This is a genomic window from Sphingomonas sp. S-NIH.Pt3_0716 (assembly GCF_003950715.1).
GTDB lineage: Bacteria > Pseudomonadota > Alphaproteobacteria > Sphingomonadales > Sphingomonadaceae > Sphingobium > Sphingobium yanoikuyae_A.
In genome coordinates this window covers 1-1,982 of sequence record NZ_QLJK01000092.1, presented here as the reverse complement: position 1 = coordinate 1,982, position 1,982 = coordinate 1, and the positions used below count along the sequence as shown (strand labels likewise).

Genomic DNA, 1,982 nt, shown 5'->3' with positions numbered 1-1,982 from the left:
GGCCTCTGTGCATTGTAGGGACACGGATTCACGGTAGGCATCGACGTCAGGGGTAGCGAACTATTTGCGCAGGTTCTCGATGCCAAGTTCGCGCCATATCCAAGTGAAGTCGTAGGTGGCCATCGGGTCGTTCGCGTCGAGTTGGCTGCTGCTGCGGTTTTCGAGATGCTTGAGCCACCCGGCTACTCGGTGCCGGCCTGCGGCAGTTTGAACGGCTGCGCGCGGGGTGATGTCGCCGAGCATGCCGACGGGTTCATCGAGCGTCGCGCGGTACTGACGGTCGAGCATGGCATGGATGAGCGGGGTTGCAACCTCTGGCGCAATGGCGGGTGCCGGTTCGGATGATGTCAGCCCCTCGGCCCGCGCCGCCATGGCCTGTTCGACCGTCTCAATCGTGGTCAGCGGCGAGCCGACCAACCCGGCGAGCGCATCGTTGATAAGCGCGGTGCCGCGTTTCGCTCGCTCGGCCGAGGTGACGGCGAGCATCAGGGCGCGGCCTTTCAATTCGACATTGCCGAGCACCGGGGTGCCGTCCGCCATCGTCACACCCCACGCCATGCGCCCGGTGCTTTTCGCTTTTCCGTTCGGTTTCTCGCCCAGCCAGTTCCAAAAGTGCGTGGTTTCCCGCTGAAGCGCAGGGACAGTATCAAGCCGCTCGCCGACCAGCGCCTGGGTCACGCCGCGTGCGAAGGGAAAGCGCACGCGGTGGAACATCACCTCCTCGCCATCAATGTTGTGCAGCGTGGGGATGGGCGCCGGTCCCATGGTCTTGGGAACGACATCGAACAGCCATGCCGTGCTGATGAGGGCCGGAAGTGCAGCCAGATCGTCGGCGTCTAGGTTCAACGCGGTGCGCGGGCTGCGCTTGCCCTTCGAGCGCCGTAGATCGGCGACGAGCGCCTCGGCCGCCTCCATCGTGAACGACAGCACGCCGCCCGACAGGAGGTGCTTGCCTCCGACCTGCACGACGCGGGCACCGATCCTGTCCCATTGCTTCAGCGTCTGCGAGGCGCTGCGCTCGGATACTCGAAGCGGCTCGCCGCCCCGGATCAGGTCGCGCACGAGGAAGCCGCTGCCGGGCTCGACCTCGCTGACCTCGTGGAGGCTCATCACTGACGATCGAAGGGCACGCAGGTAGATTTTGGTCGGGCCGCTCTCATTCCAGCCCCGGCGCCGAATATAGTCATCGACGATGTTCCGGTCGGGTTGGATGGTGCGCGTCAGCAGATCCTCGAACGCGCATCCCCACAACACGCCGGCCCAATGATCGCCGACGATGTCCGCCAGCTCGTCCGCTTCGAAGTCGAACTCCTCCATCGCCAGCCCGAGATGATCGCCGAGCGCCTCGCCCAGATGCTCGCCCCAGGCCGGCGAGGTGGCGAACTTCATGACGCCGGACAGATCGTGACCACGCTTCATGCCTGTTCCCTCTGCTGCTGACTGAATTGCTGGCGGTGCGCGGCGACGATGCGCGAGACGGTGGGTTCACTGACGCCGTAGAGCCGCGCCATCTCGGCACCGGACTTGCGGCCGGACGTGACGGACTCGGCGATTTCGCGGCGCTGCTTGTCGCCGAGCTTGGGCCGACGCCCGCCGATCCGTCCTTCTGCGCGAGCCTGGGCAAGGCCGGCGCTGGTACGCTCGCGGATCATGGCCCGCTCGAACTCGGCGAAGCTTCCCACCATCTGCATCATCATCCGCCCTGCCGCGGTGGTGGTGTCGATCGCCTCGGTCAGTGAGCGGAAGCCCGCGCCTGCCAGCTCGATCCGCTCCATGATGTGCAGCATATCCTTTAGGCTGCGCGACAGCCGGTCAAGCTTCCAGACGACGACGACGTCTCCGTCGCGCAACTGGCCGATCATCTCCAGAAGCTTGGGTCGGTCCCACCGCCCACCGCTGGCGGTCTCCTCGAACACCCGCTTGCAGCCGGCCGCATCGAGCGCGCGCCGCTGCGCGGCGTTCGACTGGTCGTCGCCCTTCGA

At 66.0% G+C, this 1,982-nt stretch carries 2 protein-coding genes; both read right to left on the bottom strand.

Annotation, left to right across the window (positions count from 1 at the left end):
- Window positions 1–60: 60 nt before the first annotated feature.
- Window positions 61–1,419 (bottom strand): DUF7986 domain-containing protein, encoded by a 1,359-nt coding sequence (locus BRX37_RS26120; protein WP_007015766.1) that lies wholly within the window; start codon window positions 1,417–1,419, stop codon window positions 61–63.
- On the bottom strand, window positions 1,416–1,982 hold a 567-nt coding region (locus BRX37_RS26115; protein WP_164522550.1), incomplete at its 5' end, for a recombinase family protein. The genes BRX37_RS26115 and BRX37_RS26120, both read right to left, overlap by 4 nt.

What these genes read in the sequence shown, in the direction of transcription:
- BRX37_RS26120 (WP_007015766.1), bottom strand. Translation starts at nt 1,419, where the DNA reads ATGAAGCGTGGTCACGATCTGTCCGGCGTCATGAAGTTCGCCACCTCG.